This window comes from Rhizorhabdus argentea (genome assembly GCF_037861105.1).
Taxonomy (GTDB): Bacteria; Pseudomonadota; Alphaproteobacteria; order Sphingomonadales; family Sphingomonadaceae; genus Rhizorhabdus; species Rhizorhabdus argentea.
Window position 1 is genome coordinate 104,836 of the sequence record NZ_JBANFK010000002.1, and the last position, 19,813, is coordinate 124,648.

Below are 19,813 nucleotides of genomic sequence, written 5' to 3' on the forward strand. Positions count from 1 at the left end.
AGCCCATCTCGCGGATAGGCTTGGATCAGAAGGTGGAGCAATACGACAGTCAAATAATGAATGTTCAATGACGTCCTGTGCCTGAGGCCCCTCATTTAAGATTTCTGGCATAGCAAGATCTGTGTTCTCCCGGTGGAAAATTGCCGCTGACTAACCAGCAGCGTGGTCCTCAGGTAACGAACGCCGGATAGTAGTTCGTCCAAAATCTCCCGCTTGATTTTTGGCTTTCGCGACAGTCGAAGCTGGGCGAAGAGGCGGACAACTTGCGAGTTGATCGCAACTGGGATGCCCGGACAAAGGCCTATTAACACGACCGATCTCGCCGACAAGATCGCCGCCGAGGCCGGCCTGACCAAGGTCGATGCGAAGAAGAATGTCGACGGCGTCTTCACCGCGATTGGCGCCGCCGCCGCGGCGGGCAACGAGGTGTCGTTGCCCGGTTTTGGCAAGTTCGAGGCCAAGGATAGCGCGGCCCGCAAGGGGCGGAACCCGTCGACCGACGAGGCGATCCAGATTGCGGTGTCGAGCAAGCTCGCCTCCAGCCCGCCAAGACCACCAGGGAGAAGCTGAACGGCTGATCCGCTGGTGGTCCGCCGTGATCGGCTCGATCAAGCCTTGCGCACCGGCCAATCGAGCGGGATGAGGGCCTTCTTTGAGGCCGTCATCCCGCGTTCGCTGGGGACGGCCTCCTCGATATAGCCGACGATCGTCATGGTCTGATGCTGAAGCTCGAGGCACGACACCGCACGGTCCTACTGGCCTCATTGCCAGCGACGATCCTGCATCGACGCATCAGGTTCAGCCGCTCGATGTCACGGATCGCGAGGAAGGCCTCGCAGCTTCGCGCCCGATCGGCATGGCCGCGTCTTGCCCCGCCCTGTTCTGCTGTCCTGCCGAACTGCATTCGCCGCTTAAGCGACGGAAGCCGTTTCCCATAATCGATCTAGCGATGGCGCGGCTTTCAGGCGCTGACCGGTTCAGTTTCCAGTGATTTGCGGAGGGCGTCATGAAAATGGTGGATGGCGATTTCGTTGCGCCCGATCGTCAGATATTCCTGCGCGCCGGACGTCAAGTTTGCCTGCGCACCTTGCACAACGGGATAGTCTTCGGTGCGCACGGTCTCGTGGCTGGAATGCGCCCAGGCGCGCGTCGATTCCTCAAGGGGCGTACCGACGAACGGGACACTGACCAACGTGCGCGAGATGGTGACCGACGTGTCGGGACTCTCGCCCGGCAGGACCTGATTCATGAATATCCGCGAAACTACCTCTGCGCTCTTTTCTCCTCCCCCAAATGCCGTATCGCTGGCAAAGGACGCTATGGTGCTGGGGAAAAAGAGATAGGAAGTCTGAACGTAGCGCTGCAGGTCGGCCCGGGATGAGGGATCGCATTCCTCGATGCCAACCACCGGCGTGATATTTCGGAGATGCGGACCCAGGCGCTTGGTTGTCATAACGTTCGGATAGGTGAAGCTTGCGAAACTTTTCGCGTGCAGGCTTGCGAAATGGTAGGATTCCAGATTGCCTTCGTAGGTGATTTTCCAGTTTGCCGCGGGCAACTCGACCAAGTTTATGGAATGGAAACGTTCAAACTGGCTTTTCCTGAGCAGACCGTCCAGTTCCTCGCCTAGAAAATCGTCAAGGTTGAGCGCTATGCCGGGCGTCAGGACAGCCCAGATGATGCCGGCTCGTTCTTCAACCTCCAACTCGGATAGGCCGTATTCGCTCTTGTCCACATTGCCAAAGATCCGGTTCTCCGGGAGCGCAAGAAGTTTGCCGTCGAGGCCATAGGTCCAGGCGTGGTATATGCACGTGAAACGGGGCTGCTGGCCCTTGCCTTCGTTGATGACCTTTGCGCCGCGGTGGCGGCACGCGTTAATGAACAGCCGGACCTCGCCGGATTTCAACCTTGTCAGGATTAGCGGTACACCTACGCGGGTCATGGCCCAGTAGGTCCCGGGTTCAGGCAGATCCGACGCGAACGCCAAAAGCATCGGTGTTGTCCGGAACAATTTGACCTCACGCTCCCAGCGTTCCCTATCGGTATAGTCGCTGACCCGAATTTTCAGGATATCTGGCGCCATCGTAGGCTCCCTACGTTTAACGTGGTCCAGAATATCGCGATAGTCGGCGTACAACTCCAGATCGGTGAAACCGCTCATAAATATACTCCCGTTCAATGTGCTCAGGTTGGAAAGCGGACGAGCCGCTCTCTTAGCTCCCTGTGCTTTTGTTCATGGGGCACCGATTGGTACGGGGACTGTCACTGGCGCCTCGACGTTTTTACTACGCGTGATCATTATTGGAGGGTCTAGAACTGTTCCGCGACCATTTCTTCGCTTTTTGCCCAAAGCGCCTGCGCCCTGCGGAGATCGATCGCATAGGATCGGACGCCACCCAGCATATCCGGCTCGTCGCGGATTGTCGCAACGTTGCAATCTTCGCAATATTGCCCACCGACGATATTCGCATCGGCTGCCACTGCTGCCCACACGCTGGTCGCTGCGCCCTGAGGAATCGACTTCAACTGGAAAGGCGGCAAACCTGCCTTCGCATGAGCCTCGTTCACCTGCGCCATCATCGGTTCAAAGGCGTCCGGGCTCATATGCCGGGCGAGGTTGGTTGCAATGCCGCCGGGGTGAACCGCCACTGCACGAATGCCCTCCGCCTTATGCCGTTGGTCGAACTCCACGGCGAACAGGATGGCGGCGGTCTTCGATCGGCCATATCCGACCCAGGAGTCATAAGGGGTGTGATCGAAATTGGGATCGCTAAGCTCAACATCGGCACTGCGATGCCCCGACGATGCCACGACAACGACCCGTCCGCCAGGGTTCAGCAGCGAAGCGAGGCGATTAACCAATAGAAAAGGCGCCAGATGGTTCACGGCAAACTGAGTCTCGATGCCGTCTTGCGTACGTCCAAATGGTGGCGCCATCACACCGGCGTTCGAAATGATTATGTCGAGCTTTTCACCTCTTGAAACCAACATGTCCGTGAAGGAACGCACGCTGTCGAACGAGGCAAGGTCGAGCGCGAGCAATTCGAGCGATCCACCGCTGAGCGACGCTTCCTCACGAGCGTCCTGTAACGCGGCGTCGGCCTTGGCGAGGTCCCGTGCTGTTGCAATTACCGTGGCGCCCCGCGCAACCAGCGCGCGGCTGGTCTCAACCCCAAGTCCGGAAGAAACGCCGGTGACAACTATTCTTTTGCCCTTCAGGTCGATCTCCGCCAGCACCTCATCCGTGGTCGAACGGGCTCCAAACTTCGCTTCAACCACGAATCTCTCCTGTTTGATTTGGTGTGACGACGTTCCGTTGCGTTGATGCCGTCCCGCCCCGCAGTTATCAAAGAGCTGCGGCATTTGTCTCCGCCGATGCCTCGCTAACTCTTCGTCGGTGCATGAGAGCCCAGCGTAGCCCGTTTTTAGCGATCCGATTGCGTTTTATCAAGCGCGGCCCTCAATAGTCGCGCAATCGCCTGGACGCGAGCAGTCCAAGGCCTGGTGGATACGAGGCCCGCATCAACTCCATGTTCCGCCGGCATTTACGTTGCAGAAGTAGACACACCACAGATCCACTTGCCAGCGCCACCTGGACCGCAGTTTTGGTTAGACATATTTCTGGCCCCAGCGCAGGTCCATCTTGCGAGTACCGACCAAGGTAGAGATCTCGACCCTGGTGATACCTTCAATCTGTGTCAGTTCCTGGTTTTTGATTTCCATGATCGCCCGAATATTCTCCGCCTGCAGAATGCCTTTGATCGGCGCGGGCCCGGTGGTCACAAAAATCTGAGGCAACCAGCTTTTGTTCCGGAGGTTGGCGATCACGTCCGCGAGCCGGTTTGCTTCCGGCTCTATTTCGACCAACGCGAAGGCGCCGATACCGAGCGCTGCAGGGTTTAGCACGGTGATGAAGCGCATAAGCCCGCGGCCTTCGAGCGCGCGAATTCGATAACGGACTGTGCTGGCATTGATCTGACACTTGCGCGCGACCGCCTTGATCGATTGGCGCGCGTTGAGCAGGAGTTCGGCAAGGATCTGGCGATCGACCTCATCGACCTGATCCTCCGGAAATTCTTCGGCGAGATCGCGCACCATATCTGTCGTTTCGGATCCCGGATCGTGTCTGAGATATTGCGGCCGGAACAAGGCGATATCCAGAACAATCGATGCGACGGAACGGTAGATTCCCTCGATCCTGCCGATCTGGTTGGACAGCAGCTCATGCAGCGTCCCGAGCGTTCTGAAGCGAACGATAACCAGCAAGTCATGGGAGCCTCCCAGTAGCGTGCTTACCAGGATGACCTGAGCTAGTGGGGCGATCTGCGCGGATACGGATTCGACCGATACGCTGCGCACGTCGATCAGCACGAAGCACACCTGCTGACCGGCGGCTGCAAGGTCCAGAACCGCTAATATTCCTGACACCTTGCGCCGGTCCATGGCTCGAATGCGCGGCGCAACTTGGGCTACAGGCATGTTGAGCGCATCGGCGACCATGCGGGCGCTCGCTTGGGGATCGCTCGTCAGTACATCGAGGATCGCCCGGTCGAGGTCGGTCAGCGGGGGGGGCTGCGCGGTCATCCGTCCTCGCTCGGACGCCAGCAGGATAGCGCGCCCGTTCGCGCTCGCGGGGGAATGACCGTCATGCCGTCAGTCCCACTGGCCCGAACATATGAGGTATATTTCGGCGAATTGACGCGAGAGCGAGATAGTGGAAGCCTGGCGCTGGCGCAGCCCGTGACGCAGCATCCCAGCCCGCCAACTAAGCGCGGGCACACTGTCGATGGGACACCAAAGTCGCGACTCCGCACGAAATTTGCGTGGACATTAACGTTCATCAATCCCCGCTGCGTTCAACGATCCCGAATTGTAACTCTTTTCTTCCGCTCGCTGCCATGGCGAGAGACCTTGGGCCGGTGTCACCGCGCCGGCCGCAGGCGCATGAGTTCGCCACCGTCAGTGATCAAATAGATGAGCCCGTCCGGACCGATCTGCAGATCCCGCATGCGCCCGACGTTGAACAGAATGGTCTCGAGGAGGACCACGCGATCCTTGGTGAGTGTCGCGCGCATGAGGCTTCGATATTTGAGCGTGCCGATGAAGGCGCTTCCCTTCCACTTCGGGAACGCCGTGCCGTTGTAGAAACGGATCGACGACAAGGCGGGCGTCGGAGACCAGTTGTAAACCGGCTGCTCCATCCCCGCTTGCTGTGGTCGAGGCGTGACGGCCTTGTCATCATAACGATGGCCCCAGGTGATCACTGGCCAGCCATAATTTTTGGCCGGCAGGATCAGGTTGAGCTCGTCACCTCCCCGTGGCCCGTTCTCCGTTTCCCAAAGCAAGCCATCGTGGTCGAACGCCAGGCCGAGCGGCGCGCGGTGGCCATAGCTCCAGACGTAGGGGAAGGCGTCCTTCCGGCCAACGAACGGGTTGTCCGAAGGCACGGAGCCGTCGTCGTTCAACCGGAGGATCTTACCGCCTGGCAGTGAAAGGTCCTGGGCCGGCGCCTTCTCCGGGGCGGAGTCCGCGACGTCCGCGTCGAGAATGGGATAGAAGACATGGCCAGCGCCATCAAAGGCGATCTTCGCCGAGCCGGACATGTGGCTTGGCGTCGTGAGCAGGTTCTGGTTGTCGATCCAGCGGCCGTCCTTGATGCGCCCCCGGCTGAGGGTGATGCGCACCCCGGGCGCGCCCTTCACCCCGGGCTGCTGCTCGGCCCAGGTGAGATAGATCCACCCGTTCTTGGCATAATCGGGGTGCAGGGCCACATCCAGCGTATTGCGCCGCATCTCGTCCTGCGTGGGCAGTCCCTTGGGGATGCCGATGATAGGATCGGAGACCCGTCCGGCCTTGTCGACGATCCTCAACGCGCCAGTCGTCTGGGTCACCAGGAACCCTCCGTTCGGCAGCGGAGCCAGGCCAAAGGGTTGCGGGATCTGTGCGACCTTTTCCACCCGGAAGTCTTGCACGGCGGTACGCACCACACCGGTCGGCCACGGGTCCGCAGGCACGATCGTCGGCAAGGGGCCTAGTTCGCCCGGCGCGATCGTGTCGGCCTGACTGCGGATGAAGGCGATTATCTCCTTGATCTCGGCGCTGGAAAGCACGTCGTTGAAACTGGGCATCCCACCCGCGGGATGGCCCCCGCGGATACTACTCTCGAGTTCCTCGTCGCTGGACCCATATCGGAACATCGGGCCGGTGATGGAGGGGCCCTGGGCGCCGCGCCCGCGCGGTCCATGGCACGCCGCGCAATTGCCGGTATAGACCGCGAAGCCGCGCTGCGCCTCGGGGGACAGCGGCGCGTCGGCGGGCGGGGGGGTCTGCGCCATCGCGAGCCCCGCCGCGCACAGACCAGCGGCCAGGAAGGCCGCGGCCGGCTTATTCCTCCGGCGCCCCTGAGTTTCCACTCCCGATTCCAGCACGATGGACCGGTTACAGAGGGAGCGCCGGGGATCGATCATGCGGCGGAGCCGAGGTCGCTTCCCGCCGCTGCGGGGACATTCTGCTCATCCATCGTCTCGAAAACAAGCTCATCGGCAAGCTTGCTGTCATAATATCCGTCCATGTGGCGGATCTTGCCGTCGCGCATGTGGAACAGGTAAATATACTGGTTGTTGTACTGGCGGCCATCCGCAAGCTTTGAGAAGCCTTTGACCTGGCAGACGACCCGGTCTTCTTCCGCGGTCACGCTCTCATACTCAAATCGGAGCCGCTCCTGGAATAGTCCCGGAACGGCGGCGGCAAAAGCCAGTACCTCTTCACGCGATCGCCAGCCGCCGATCTTGGCGCTATTGCGGTCGATAGCATCGAAGTCGTCGGTGAGGACGCTGTCCATCAGCGGCGCATCGCCTTCCACGAGCGCCTTGAGGTAGGTCACTGCGGCTTCCTTGTTCTTCTCAATCATGACATGTCCTCTCTTGTTGATCGATCGTGTGGACGCCGGCGGGCTACCATCCCGCGCTTCGCGCCGTTTCAGATGAGCTCCGCGATCCCGAGATCAGAACCTGACAGCCGTGCTCTCTTGCTGCCTATCGGATATGCTGCGAAAAGCTATATTTCAAGGAAATTTTGATCATCTTACCGTTATAGTCGGCGTAACCGTCAAAGTGGTGCATCAATATCGACATCACGTTGCTCACTAGGAGCTCTCGCGACGACGCCGCTGCCGCGATGCCTCCAGCACGATCCGAGCGGCGCCAACGACTGAAGCTGGCGTGGTGAGGCCGGGATAGGCGCGGCTATATCTCCTCAGCCCGCTGGTGCATGATCGGCTCTCGGCCGCCCGCGTGATGCGGCGCTGTGGCGTAGGGGTGTCTGGCGGGCGCGGTTGCAGGCCGCTCCAACTCGCCAGCTCACCTTCCCCGCCACACCCCGCAGCAACAATCTCCAACTGGGAAGCCTTGCAATTGCTTGAGAGCGAGGCCCGTCACGCAGAGTGAGCGGTCACTCTATTCCGTTGACTTGATGCCGCGCCTATGCAAATTCCAGAGGGACTCAGCAAATCAGCCGACAAGCGCCACCGCGGTGCGCCGCAAATGGGCTGTTGGATATAAGGACGAGGTCCAAGGATGATTGGTTTCGAGCACGCCGAGTTGCGCTCCTGTTATCATCAACTCATGGAGTGGGTCGCGCGTATCCTTCGCACGACACCGATGATGCTTCAGCTTGGTTGATCAGCCGCGCGGCCGACTGCAGCGCCCATCCTTCAGGTATTGCTCAATGTACGGATCCAAATCTTTGCGAGAGACGAGGCGCGATCGTTGGCCAGGCGATCCGGCATTCTGGTCGATGGTTTGCGGCGACATGATGGTTTTTGGTGTCGTGTTCAACATATTCATGTGGGATCGTTCCCAGGACGTCGCCACGTTCATCAGCGGGAGCCGGCACCTCAGTGAAGCAACCGGGATAGTATTCACGCTCCTGATGCTCGTCAGTTCGTGGTTTGTTGTCATGGCCTTGCATTGTGCGCGGAGCGGCCGAAAACAGATGGGTATCTGGATGGTGCTTCTGGCGCTCGCAAGCGGACTGGCATTTTGCGTTACGAAGGTCGTTGATTACCATCAAAAGGTGATTCAGGGATTTACTCCTGCAACCAATCTTTTCTTCACCTACTATTTTGCCGTGACCGGAATGCATCTATTTCATGTCATTGCGGCTATGGTCGCTATGCTATTCGTGTTGAGAAGGTTTTGCCAAGGCGTTATGATGCCAGAAGACATGAAATTTGTCGAGTCAGTGGCAGTATTTTGGCACCTTACTGATCTGTTGTGGGTCATGATATTTGCTCTTATCTATCTTGTGCGCTGAGGTGGGTATGACCAGTCGAGCGACCGGCGTTCTTTTCATTCTCTTGGCAGCCACCGGACTAACGGCGATCACGGCATGGCCCGGTAGTAACATAGCCCCGCTTTATATCAGCATAGTGACGATTGGAATTGCGGCGTTCAAGATACGGATGATAGCCTTCGAGTTCATGGAGGTTGGTACCGCGCCATTGATTCTCAGAGTATTTGTTATGGGTTGGCTTGCAATAGTTACAGCCGCGCTCATCACACTATATAATTTTGGACAGTCCATATCCTTGCAAGGATAATGGACGGGAGAGGGATCAACAATGGATAATTCCAGAAACGAATTGCTTTGCGCCAATAGCATATGGGTATTTGTGCCGATGCTTTGCGTCGGTGTGTTTCTTATGGCTGGATTTTTGCCGCCGCCCTCGCCCAGTATGGGACCACACGAAGTAGCTAAGATCTTTTCGCCTGATAACGTCATGATGCGGGCGGGAATCATGCTAGCTATGCTTGGATCCTGCACATTTTTGCTGCCGATGTTGGCGATTGGGGCGCAGTTGCGGAGGATGGAGGGTCCGAATCCTATACTATCCAACGCGAATGATTCGGTAGCTGCGCTTTGTTGTGTTTGTAATATGGTGCCATGCTTTCTTTGGCTTGCGGCGTCATACCGGTCTAATATCTCGCCAGATGTCATCACTGTCATGAATGATTTGGCCTGGTTTATATTTATCGGTGGGATTGCAACTCAAATTCTGCTGAATCTTGTTCAGGGAATCTGCATTCTCAATGACCGTTCCGGCCTGGACATTTATCCGCGCTGGCTCGGCTACTGGAATATCTTGCTGGTCCTCACCTTCCTGCCGGACGTGCTGCTGCCATTTTTCCGTACCGGTCCGTTTACATATTCGGGGGTTCTGGGGTTCTGGGTTCCGGCATTCGGTTATTTCACTTGGATGTCGCTCAATTACTGGTTCACCGTCCGGGCCATCCGGCGCCAGTCAGAGTCCGCGCGCCTTTCAACAACCGCGCGCCTTGCAGCCTAGTGGAGGCGCCTGGGCAGGGGCTTACGAGGCGGTTGGCGCCAGTGCGAGCGAACCCGCGTTGGGAAGCGGCACCACGAGCTTGCAGGCGACACCCTTGGGCGAAAAGGCCACCCTGGCTGTCGCGCCGAGCTGATAGGGCAGACTGCGTTCGATCAGGTCGAGCCCAAATCCTCGGCATACCGGTCTGTCGGAATCCGGCATCGCAAGTCCGCTTTCGCACCACTCGAGCGACAGGGACGGGCTCTCTTCGGTTTCGATAGACCACCGGATCGCGAGGCGCCCCGAGGGCGTGGCGAATGCGCCGTGCTTCAGCGCGTTCGTGGTCAGTTCGTGCACGCCCAGAGCCAGCGCCTGAAGCGAGCCATCTGGCAGTTCGGCTGGCGGTCCTTCGAGGATGACGCGCGGCTCGTTCGGCTCGATTCCATGCGCCGCGAGTTCCGCGAGCAATAATTCGCGGATCCCGATCGCCGACCCCCGCGAGAGAAAGCTCTGGACGCGCGACAGCGCCCCCAGCCGGCTGTTGAAGCGTTCGGAGAAGTCGTCGAGCGAAGCACTGCGTTCCAGCGTCTGTGCCGCGAGCGCCCGAACGACGCCGAGCAGGTTGCGCGTCCGGTGCTGGAGTTCGGCGATCAGCAGGTCCTGCTGGCCCTGCGCGCGCTTGAGATCGTCGATGTCGGTCGCCGCGCCGAACCAGGCGACAGCCGCGCCATCGCCGTCGAGCAGCGGCTGAATACGCATCAGAAACCAGCGGTAGACGCCATCCTTACGACGGACGCGGCATTCGTGGGATATGGGCCGTGCGCTCCGGAAAGACGCTTCGAAAGTGATCCGGACTTCTGCGGCGTCATCGGGGTGCAGTTCGCCCCACCCGCCATCCGGCAGCGTCTCCAACGGTTGACCGACAAATTCCGTCCAGTATTGATTGGACCATGTCGGGGTTCCATCCGGTTCGGCGCGCCAGAGCAGGTCGGGCACGAGATTGGCCACCGCCTCGAAATGCGCTTGGCTCGCCCGCAGCGTCTCTTCCATCCGCTTGCGCTCGGAAATGTCCTGATAATAGACGGAGAGCCCGCCATCGTCGCGCGGATAGATCCGCGCCGACACCCATCGTCCTGCTGTTTCGCTGAAATATTCCAGATTCCGTTGTTGTCGATCTTTCATCGCCTGTCGGAACCAGGCAAATTGGGGGCCGAAACGGGCTTTGTTTTTTTCCGGGACAAGGTCGCCCAGCCGCCGTCCCACCATGGCGCCGCCTAGGTTCAGAAGCGCGGCAGCGCGGGCATTGGCGTAGGTGATCCGCCACTCGGCGTCGACGGAGTAGAAGGCATCGCCAATGCTTTCGAGGACCGCGGCCCGCTCGGCCTCTGCGGCGGCCAGTGCCGCCTCGGCTTGCTTGCGCTCGGAGATATCGCGACCGACGCCATAGACCAGCTCGTCGTCGGGAAAATAGACGGTGTGCCACTCGGTCCAGAAATGGCTGCCGTCCTTGCGGAGCATCCGATGTTCTAACCGGACGTTCGTCTGGCCCGGCGCTCGCGGCACCGACAACGCCGCCGCCCCGTCGCGGTCATCCGGATGAACCAGTTCGAGAAACGGCCGGGACAACAGTTCGGCCTCGCTCCAGCCCAAGGCGCGGCTGGCCGCCGGATTGACGTGCGTGAGCACTCCGTCGCGCAAATTGGCGGCCATGAGCATATCTGGGCAGAGCGCGAAAAAACGAGCAAAATTGGGCATCTTGAATGCGCTTTTTCTCAATGGAGCGACAGCTGTTTACCAGTTGCGTTTGGCTGCCGCCACAGTGAAAGGGCCAGGCTGTTCCGCCGGATATCTGCCACTCCCTTTTCGGCGAGGGGGCAATGATCTCATCCGACACCCGCCGCCCCGCCCCAAAGGGCGCCAACATCGCGATCGGCCGCCAATGTTGCGGCGGCGGAACTTGGGCTGGGAAAAGCGGGTTCATGTCTCGCGTGGTGCCGCGACCGACTCTCGCTCGACCTAGACTAGAGCAGCCGAACCGATGGCATCGGGTCGGACTCTGCTCCAGCATCACGCCATCGAAGATCCCGAGTCTCGCACATCGTTCAGCGCGTAACGCGCGGATCGATTCCGTACAGGGCGGGCACGCCGAGATGCTCCCGCAGCGTGGCTCCTTCATATTCCCGGTGGAACAGCCCGCGATCCTGGAGGATCGGCACGACGCCGTCGACGAATGCATCGATCCCGTCGTCGTACACGTCCGGCGATATCCAGAAGCCGTCGGCCGCGCCCGCTTCGAACCACTGCTGCATGTGATCGGCGGCCTCGACGGCAGGCCCGGCAATCACCGGATGATAGTCGATCACGCCATGGGCGAGCACGTCGCGCAGCGACCATCCCTGGCGGGCGATGGTCAGCGCATGCGGCGAGCGTGGATCGCCCGGCGATGGCCGCGCTGAAGCCAGTTGCGCCGAGGACAGCGGCTCATCAAGCTGCGCGGCGTCGAGGCGGAGGCCGAGCATCTGCCCGAGATACCGGACGCGCTGCGGGAATGTGCGCCCGCTCAGCATGATCCGGCGATCGAGGCCCGCGCGGCGATCGGCCGCAATCGTGGTCATTAGGCCGGGGAAGAATTTCACCTCGTCAGGATCGCGCCCGGCTCGCTGGGCTGCGTCGCGGAGTGCCGTACGGTGCGCGCGCGCATCCTCGATCGTATATGTCGCGCCGATCACGCCGCTGGCATAGCGCCCGGCCACCTCGAGCCCATTGCCGCCGCCTCCAGCCTGGAAGATCACTGGCTGGCCCTGCTCCGATGGCGGAAGCGGCAAGGGGCCACTGGAGCCGACGTACCGGCCCTGCAGGTTGATCGGCCGGATTTTTGACGCGTCCGCGAAGCGTCCGGACGCCTGATCATGTATCCACGCGCCTTGTTCCCAGCTTCCCCACAATGCCTGCACGACCTGGACGGATTCGTGCAGCCGTTCATATTTCTCGGTACGGGGCGGCACCTGGCGGCCATAGTTGGCGGCAACGGCCGGATCGCTGGTCGGCACCGCGTTCCATCCCACCCGGCCGTGGCTCATGATATCGAGGGCCTTGAACTGGCGGGCGAGGTTGTACGGCTCGTTGAACGTCGTGGAACCGGTGGCGACCATCCCGATCCGATCGGTCTCGCGCGCGACAGCAGCGAGCGTCAACATCGGATCGATGGTGATCATCGGAGCCTCCGTTTCGACATCGCCAGTCAGCACCGGAAAGTCCGGCACGAACAGGAACTGGAACTTGCCCCGCTCGGCAGCCTGGGCATAGCGCACCTGCTCGTCGAAGCTGGTATAGGCTGTCGGCTGAACGCCCGGCATCCGCCATGCACCCGGCTGTGCGCCGTAGCCGTTTCCGAAAAGCATGCCGATAATCATCTGTCTGGTCATCGTGTGTTCGCTTCGCCGCCCCGTGATGCGACCCGGTCGGGCAGCGCAGCCACTTTATATATGGAGACCCTCTCCGTTTCGATGGCAGAATACGGAGAGCCTCTCCGCTATTCAAGGTTCAAGGTCCGCCATGCCTCGACCGTCCACCGTTCGCGAGCCGCGCAGGGATGCCCCGCAATTTCAGGCGGCCCATCTTAGAAATTGCGCACGGCCCAGCCATGCGGCATTCAACCGCAATGTTTGAACAGACCTTCAAGAACCTCGACGATATTCTCCGCAAGGAAGCCGGTTGCGCGTCCGAACTGGATTACACTGAACAGACCAGCTGGCTGCTGTTCCTGAAATATCTGGACGATCTGGAGACCGCCCGCGCCACCGAGGCGGAACTGCGTGGCCTGGCCTATACGCCGATCATCGATGCGGCGCATCGCTGGGGCCGCTGGGCCGCGCCCAAGGATGGGGCGGGCAAGCTGGATCACAATCGCACGCTGACCGGGCCGGATCTGATCGATTATGTGAACCGTGAGCTGTTCCCCTATCTGTCCGGGTTCAAGGAACGTGCGACCAGCCCGGCTACGATCGAATATAAGATCGGCGAGATTTTCGGCGAGATCACGAATAAGTTCCGCTCCGGCTACTCACTGCGCGATGCAATCGACGCGGTTGATGCGCTGTCCTTCGGCAACCAGGTGCAGAAGCACGAACTGTCCGAACTATACGAAGCCAAGATCAAGAACATGGGCAATGCCGGGCGCAATGGTGGGGAATATTACACCCCGCGCCCGCTGATCCGCGCGATGATCGCCGTGGTGAAGCCCCGCATCGGCGAGAAGATTTACGATGGCGCGGCAGGATCGTGCGGCTTTCTGTGCGAGGCCTATGACTATCTGCTTCCGCAGGCGAAGACGGTGGACGATCGCCGCACGCTTCAGGAACGCAGCTTCTATGGCAAGGAGAAGAAGTCTCTCGCCTATGTGATCGGCACGATGAACATGATCCTGCATGGGATCGATGCACCCAATATCGTGCATACCAACACGCTGGCCGAACCGGTGCTGGATATCCAGGAGAAGGACCGGTTCGACGTGGTGCTGGCGAATCCGCCGTTCGGGGGGAAGGAGCGCCCGGAAATCCAGCAGAATTTCCCGATCAAGACCGGCGAGACCGCCTATCTGTTCTTGCAACATGTCATCAAGTCGCTGCGCGCGGGTGGCGCGGCGGCGGTGGTGATCAAGAACACCTTCCTGTCTAACACCGACAACGCCAGCGTGGCGCTGCGCCGCGAACTGCTGGAAAGCTGTAACCTTCACACCGTGCTGGATATGCCCAGCGGCACCTTCCAGGGCGCGGGCGTGAAAACGGTGGTGTTGTTTTTCGAAAAGGGCGAGCCGACAAGCAAGGTCTGGTATTACCGGCTCGATCCGGGCCGCACCATGGGGAAGACGAGCGCGCTGAACGATGCCGACATGGCCGATTTCATCGAGAGGCAGGCCAGCTTCACCACCGGCCCGAACAGTTGGAGCGTGGCGGCGGAAGCCATCGATCCGACCACCTGTGACCTGACCCTGCGCAACCCCAACGCGCGCGAAGCTGAGCCGCTGCGTAGCCCGCAAGAAATTCTGGAGGAGATTGCCGCGCTGGATGCCGAGAGTGCGGAAATTTTGGCGCGGGTGAGGGAATTGCTGTGAACATATGGCCGATCAAAGAGCTCGGCAAGGTTTGCGAGTTCAAGCCATCTAAGCGCCAAGTGCGCGCGCTCCTTCCGGCCGAGACCTCCGTATCGTTCATGCCGATGAACGAACTCGGCATACACCAGATGTACCCTGAACCTGCCGACGTTCGACCACTCTCAGAGGTTGCTGGCAGCTACACGTACTTTGCCGACGGGGACGTTCTGCTAGCAAAGATCACGCCGTGCTTCGAAAACGGCAAGCTGGGAGTGGCGCGGGGTCTGAGTAATAGGATCGGCTTCGGTTCGAGTGAGTTCCACGTGCTCAGACCAGGTCCCGAAGTTCTGGCCGAGTACGTCTATTATTTTCTAGAGCGAGATGAGATTCGAGAGCGCGGCTCCAAGGCGATGACGGGTGCCGTCGGGCACAGGCGGGTTCCAGAGGAGTTTCTCGAGGGGCTGAAGATTCCTGTCCCACCCCTCGAAGAGCAGCGGCGGATTGTGGCGGTGCTGGATGAGGCCTTCGCCGCCATCGCCACCGCAACCGCCAACGCCGAAACGAACCTAGCTAATGCGCGGGATTTGTTTGCCAGCGAGCTTGAGAGTTTACTTGAAACGGGCGGCGACGATTGGACCGAACGTCCGATTGGAGAAGTCTGTAAATTTATTGGCGGTTCGCAACCACCGAAGGCTGTATTTTCGGCTGAAGCTGCTGACGACAGAATCCGCCTTATTCAAATTCGAGACTATAAATCAGATCGTTATAAGGTGTTCATTCCGAGAAAACTTGCGAAACGCTTCTGCTCACCTGATGATGTGATGATTGGCCGTTACGGCCCCCCCCTTTTCCAGATTCTAAGAGGGATTGAAGGCGCGTATAATGTAGCGCTGATGAAAGCGAGCCCGAACGCTGATCTGATTTCGAAAGATTTTTTGTATTTTTTCATGCGCAACAAGCGTCTTCTAAATTACATCATCGCTGCCTCATCTCGCGCGGCTGGCCAAATTGGTCTGACAAAAGAGACGCTTGAGCCCTATCCTATTCGCTATCCAAAATTGACCTCCCAAGCGAAAATCGTTGATCAACTGAGCGAGCTGGAAGCGCGGGCTGCTGTGCTGATGCGTGTTCAGCGCCGAAAACTTGAAGCATTGACAGCTCTCAAACAATCCCTCCTGCACCGCGCCTTCACCGACGCACTGACCGCCACTGCGCCGGAAGCCATCGCCGCATGAACGAAGCAGAAACCCGCGCCGAACTGAGCGACTCCGTACAGGCTACCGTTCGTAGCGGCCTCCCCGCGCGAGACGTGGCGCTGGTGGACGAACTCCGATCGGCAGGCGCTGAAACCAGTTGCGTGGAATTCAAACGCAATAACGATGACCCCGAAATGATTGGAAAGCTGGTTTCGGCGCTTTCCAATACGGCACGCATCGAGGACCGGCCACTGGCCCACATCATCTGGGGGGTGGATGACAGCAGCCATGAGGTGGTCGGCACCACGTTCGATTTCCGTTCAAAAAAGGTCGGCAATCAGGAGTTCGAATTCTGGCTCGCCGGGCTGGTCCGTCCGAGCCCTGCCATTTCATTCCGGTTTGTCGATCACCCCTCTGGCAGGGTCGTCCTCTGTGAGATTCCCGCCGCGAACAGCGCGCCGGTGGAATTCAAGGGAACAGCCTATGTCCGGATCGGCAGCGCGACCCCGAGGCTTTCGGATCACACCGACCGCTATCAGAAGCTGATCCATAATCTGCGGCCCTTTGTCTGGGAAAAGGGCATTGCCAGAGCCTATATCGACGCGGACCAGGTCCTGAAGCTGCTCGACTATCCCAAATATTTCTCGCTGACGGACCAGCCCCTGCCCGACGGAAAGGCGGCGATCCTTGAACGGTTGGAGGCCGACCATCTGGTCGCGAAAGATGTCGGCGGCGGCTGGAACATCACCAATCTGGGCGCAATCCTGTTTGCCAATGATATCAATCAGTTCGACGTCAGTCTCGCCAGGAAAGCGGTCCGCTTCGTCGCTTATGCCGGCAAGGGCAAGGCCGACACAGTAACCCATCGTCATGATGGCCGGAGAGGTTATGCTTCCGGTTTCGAGGGGCTTGTCGGCTTCATCAACGGGCTTTTGCCGGCGAATGAATATATCGGCGCGGCCTTGCGCGAAAAACGGCCGCTCTTCCCGGAGATCGCCATCCGCGAGTTGGTGGCCAACGCGCTGATCCACCAGGATATGACGATTTCCGGCGCGGGACCACAGGTTGAATTGTTCGCGGATCGCATCGAGATCACCAATCCTGGCCGATCGCTTCTGCCGCCGGATCGCATGATCGACTTGCCGCCAAGGTCCCGAAACGAAATGCTGGCCTCGCTGATGCGGCGCATGGGCATTTGCGAGGAACAGGGCAGCGGGCTGGACAAGGTCGTGACGAGTATTGAGGTCTATCAGCTACCGCCACTCAAGCTGCAGTCTGAAGCAGAATCAACGCAGGCCATATTGTATGGGCCGCGAAGCTTCGCCGAGATGAGCCGTTCGGAACGCGTGCAGGCCTGCTACCAGCACGCCGTGCTTAAATGGCTGCATGGCGAGAAGATGCGCAATGTGACGCTCTGCGAGCGCTTGGGGATCGACAAGCGGAACGCGGCGCAGGTGAGCCAAGTCCTCAACGCGGCGATGAAAGAGCGTTTGATCAAGGTTGCCGATCCAGAACATCCGAAGTCGGGATATTGGCCGTGGTGGGGTTGATGCCAACTCTTGATCCACTCTTGATCGAAAGGGGAATTGCAGGAGGCCTTTGGCACCAGCATGCCCGGAAATCCGGGGATTATGGGCTGCCATTGCCTGATCGGGCTCTTGATCCAGTCTTGTTTCCGCAAAATCAAAAATGAACGAAGCCGAGACCCGCGCCGAAATGATCGATCCCGCGCTGTACGCGGCGGGGTGGGGTGTGGTGGACGGCAGCCGCACGCGGCGTGAGGTGATCGCGCCGGGTCGGATCATGGGGAAGGCCAAGCGCGCCACACCGCTCAGCTGCGATTATGTGCTGGTCTATCGCAACACCCGGCTGGCGACGATCGAGGCCAAGGCGGCGACCAAAAGCTATACCGAGGGCGTGGGGCAGGCGAAGGACTATGCCGCCCGCCTGCTCACCCGCTTCGCCTTCGCCACCAACGGCAAGCAGATTTACCGGATCGACATGGAAAGCGGGGCCGAGGCGCTGGTCGATGCGTTCCCCACGCCGCAGGAATTGTGGGACGCGACCTTTGCCACCGCCAATGCTTGGCGAGATCGCTTTGCCGCCGTGCCCTATGAAATCGGCGGTGGCCGGTTCGAACCGCGATATTATCAGCACAACGCCATCGAGCGTGTACTGGAGGCGATGGCCGCGAAGAAATCCCGCATCTTGCTCACCCTCGCCACCGGCACGGGCAAGACCGCCGTGGCCTTCCAGATCGCATGGAAACTGTTTCACGCCCGCTGGAACCTGACCAACTGGAACAGCGAGGAAGCGCCCGCCCGGCACCCGCGCATCCTGTTCCTGGCCGATCGCAACATCCTGGCCGATCAGGCCTATAACAGCTTTTCCGCCTTCGATGATGGGGCGCTGGCGCGGATCAAGCCGGGCGAGATCAGGAAGAAAGGCGCGGTGCCCAAGAACGCCAGCGTGTTCTTCACCATCTTCCAGACATTCACCAGCGGCACCGATGCCAACGGCGATCCCGCTCCCTATTTCGGCGACTATCCGCCCGATTTCTTCGACTGCATCGTGATCGACGAATGCCACCGGGGCGGCGCCAAGGATGAAAGCGAATGGCGCGCGATCCTCGAATATTTCGCGCCAGCCGTGCAGATCGGCCTGACCGCCACGCCCAAGCGCAAGAACAATGTCGATACCTATGCCTATTTCGGCGAGCCAGTTTACACCTACTCGCTCAAAGAGGGAATCAACGACGGCTATCTTACCCCGTTCAAGGTGCGCCAGATCGGCACCACCATCGACGATTATGTCTTCACGCCTGATGATCAGGTGATCGAAGGCGCGGTGGAAGACGGCAAGCGCTACACCGAAAGCGATTTCAACCGCACCATCGAAATCCGCGAGCGCGAGGCATATCGGGTGCGCACCTTCATGGGCATGATCGACCAGCGCGAAAAGACCTTGGTGTTCTGCGCGACGCAGGAACATGCCGGGATCGTGCGCGACCTGATCAACCAGGTGAAGACCAGCACCAATCCGAACTATTGCGTCCGCGTGACCGCGCAGGATGGCGCGATCGGGGACCAATGGCTGCGGACCTTCCAGGATAACGACAAGACCATCCCCACGATCCTGACCACCTCGCAGAAGCTGTCGACCGGCGTCGACGCGCGGAACGTTCGCAACATCGTGCTGATGCGGCCGGTCAATTCGATGATCGAGTTCAAGCAGATCATCGGGCGCGGGACGCGACTCTTCGACGGCAAGGACTATTTCACGATCCTCGATTTCGTGAAGGCCTATGAGCATTTCAACGACCCCGAGTGGGACGGCGAGCCGATCGAGCCGCCGACACCCGGCATACCACGGCCGAAGGGCGAACCCCTCCCGCCGGACGACCCGTCGCTTCCGCCCGACGATGGCGACGAACCAAAGGCGAAGCTGCGTATCAAGCTGGCTGACGGCAAGGAGCGCACCTTTCAGCATATCAGCGCGACCACCTTCTGGAGCGTGGACGGCAAGCCGGTATCGGCGCAGCAATTTATAGAAGCGCTCTTCGGCCAGCTGCCTGAACTGTTCAGAGACGAAGACGAATTGCGCAAGATCTGGAGCCAACCCGATACGCGCAAGACGCTGATCGCCGGACTGGCCGAGCGCGGCTTTGCGGGTGAGCAACTGGAGGCCATCCGTCGCGCCACGGATTCCCAGGAGAGCGACCTGTTCGATGTGCTGGCCTATATCGCCTACCTGCGCCCGCCGCTAAAACGGGCTGAAAGAGCTGAAGCGCGGCGGGGATCGATCCTGTCACAATATAACGCCCAGCAGCACGATTTCATCGACTTCGTATTAGGGCAATATGTGCAGGTCGGGGAAAGTGAACTGGATGGCGATAAGCTGCCCGAATTGCTGCAACTGAAATATGGATCGGCGGCCGATGCGGTTCGGGTCCTAGGTAGCGTCGGTGATATTCGAGCGACCTTTCGCGGCTTCCAGCAGGGACTCTACGACAAGCCGGATTGAAGGTGCGCTAGGGGCAGCGCGTTTGGCCAGCGGTCAAACCTGTTCAGCCGTACGCCGCCGCCGTTCCCCTTCTGCCATGCTCCAGATGAGCGCTAATGCCGGCCCCCGAAAAACCCAGCCGCAACTCAGGATCGCGATATGTTCTTGACCTGTAGGACTTCGCCGGCTTGCTGGGCG

15 protein-coding genes are annotated in these 19,813 nt (G+C 59.8%); 8 read left to right on the forward strand and 7 right to left on the reverse strand.

Annotation, left to right across the window (positions count from 1 at the left end):
• Positions 1-285 precede the first annotated feature (285 nt).
• On the forward strand, positions 286-570 hold the full coding sequence (locus tag AAC645_RS02030; protein ID WP_422785781.1) for an HU family DNA-binding protein: 285 nt from the start codon (positions 286-288) through the stop codon (positions 568-570).
• Between the two features lie 391 nt (positions 571-961).
• Here AAC645_RS02030 and AAC645_RS02035 read toward each other — a convergent pair whose 3' ends face one another.
• The 5 genes from AAC645_RS02035 to AAC645_RS02055 form a co-directional block, all read right to left on the reverse strand.
• Positions 962-2,161 carry an aromatic ring-hydroxylating oxygenase subunit alpha gene (locus AAC645_RS02035; RefSeq protein WP_340313453.1) on the reverse strand — a complete coding sequence of 400 codons (1,200 nt, stop codon included), beginning with the start codon at positions 2,159-2,161 and terminating at the stop codon, positions 962-964.
• A 149-nt stretch (positions 2,162-2,310) separates the two neighbouring features.
• Positions 2,311-3,363, reverse strand: coding sequence for an SDR family NAD(P)-dependent oxidoreductase (locus AAC645_RS02040; protein WP_340313454.1), 1,053 nt, complete (start codon positions 3,361-3,363; stop codon positions 2,311-2,313).
• Positions 3,364-3,609: 246 nt separating this feature from the next.
• The gene (locus AAC645_RS02045) at positions 3,610-4,584 is read right to left on the reverse strand and encodes an Lrp/AsnC family transcriptional regulator (protein ID WP_340313455.1); all 975 of its coding nucleotides are present in this window, start codon (positions 4,582-4,584) and stop codon (positions 3,610-3,612) included.
• A 338-nt stretch (positions 4,585-4,922) separates the two neighbouring features.
• Complete coding sequence (locus AAC645_RS02050) at positions 4,923-6,467, reverse strand: PQQ-dependent sugar dehydrogenase (protein WP_340313456.1); 1,545 nt, start codon at positions 6,465-6,467, stop codon at positions 4,923-4,925.
• A complete protein-coding gene (locus tag AAC645_RS02055; RefSeq protein ID WP_340313457.1) occupies positions 6,464-6,910 on the reverse strand; it encodes a nuclear transport factor 2 family protein in 447 nt (148 codons plus the stop codon). Before AAC645_RS02055 ends, AAC645_RS02050 begins: the two co-directional genes overlap by 4 nt.
• Before the next feature lie 761 nt (positions 6,911-7,671).
• Here AAC645_RS02055 and AAC645_RS02060 point away from each other — a divergent pair.
• From AAC645_RS02060 to AAC645_RS20370, 3 genes are read left to right on the forward strand one after another with little or no spacing between them, the layout of a single operon-like run.
• Positions 7,672-8,313 carry a cytochrome c oxidase subunit 3 gene (locus tag AAC645_RS02060; protein WP_340313459.1) on the forward strand — a complete coding sequence of 214 codons (642 nt, stop codon included), beginning with the start codon at positions 7,672-7,674 and terminating at the stop codon, positions 8,311-8,313.
• 7 nt (positions 8,314-8,320) lie between these two features.
• Positions 8,321-8,599 (forward strand): cytochrome C oxidase subunit IV family protein, encoded by a 279-nt coding sequence (locus AAC645_RS20365; protein ID WP_422785782.1) that lies wholly within the window; start codon positions 8,321-8,323, stop codon positions 8,597-8,599.
• Between the two features lie 21 nt (positions 8,600-8,620).
• The gene (locus tag AAC645_RS20370; protein WP_422785783.1) at positions 8,621-9,346 is read left to right on the forward strand and encodes a hypothetical protein; all 726 of its coding nucleotides are present in this window, start codon (positions 8,621-8,623) and stop codon (positions 9,344-9,346) included.
• Between the two features lie 21 nt (positions 9,347-9,367).
• Here the strand turns inward: AAC645_RS20370 and AAC645_RS02075 are convergent, their stop codons facing one another.
• Both AAC645_RS02075 and AAC645_RS02080 read right to left on the reverse strand, forming a co-directional pair.
• Positions 9,368-11,080 (reverse strand): PAS domain S-box protein, encoded by a 1,713-nt coding sequence (locus tag AAC645_RS02075; RefSeq protein ID WP_340313462.1) that lies wholly within the window; start codon positions 11,078-11,080, stop codon positions 9,368-9,370.
• A 347-nt stretch (positions 11,081-11,427) separates the two neighbouring features.
• Entirely contained in the window at positions 11,428-12,750 is a 1,323-nt protein-coding gene (locus AAC645_RS02080) for an NtaA/DmoA family FMN-dependent monooxygenase (RefSeq protein ID WP_340313464.1), read from the reverse strand.
• Between the two features lie 236 nt (positions 12,751-12,986).
• Here AAC645_RS02080 and AAC645_RS02085 point away from each other — a divergent pair, with 236 nt between their 5' ends.
• The 4 genes from AAC645_RS02085 to hsdR all read left to right on the forward strand — a co-directional run bounded on the left by AAC645_RS02085 (position 12,987) and on the right by hsdR (position 19,636).
• A complete protein-coding gene (locus tag AAC645_RS02085; RefSeq protein ID WP_340313466.1) occupies positions 12,987-14,438 on the forward strand; it encodes a class I SAM-dependent DNA methyltransferase in 1,452 nt (483 codons plus the stop codon).
• Positions 14,435-15,652: a restriction endonuclease subunit S gene (locus AAC645_RS02090; protein WP_340313468.1), complete on the forward strand. Its 1,218-nt coding sequence runs from the start codon at positions 14,435-14,437 to the stop codon at positions 15,650-15,652. Before AAC645_RS02085 ends, AAC645_RS02090 begins: the two co-directional genes overlap by 4 nt.
• Positions 15,649-17,163, forward strand: a complete 1,515-nt coding sequence (locus tag AAC645_RS02095) for an ATP-binding protein (protein ID WP_340313470.1) — start codon at positions 15,649-15,651, stop codon at positions 17,161-17,163. The genes AAC645_RS02090 and AAC645_RS02095 overlap by 4 nt, the downstream gene beginning before the upstream one ends.
• Positions 17,164-17,302: 139 nt before the next feature.
• Entirely contained in the window at positions 17,303-19,636 is a 2,334-nt protein-coding gene (hsdR, locus tag AAC645_RS02100) for an EcoAI/FtnUII family type I restriction enzme subunit R (RefSeq protein WP_340313472.1), read from the forward strand.
• Positions 19,637-19,813: the final 177 nt, after the last annotated feature.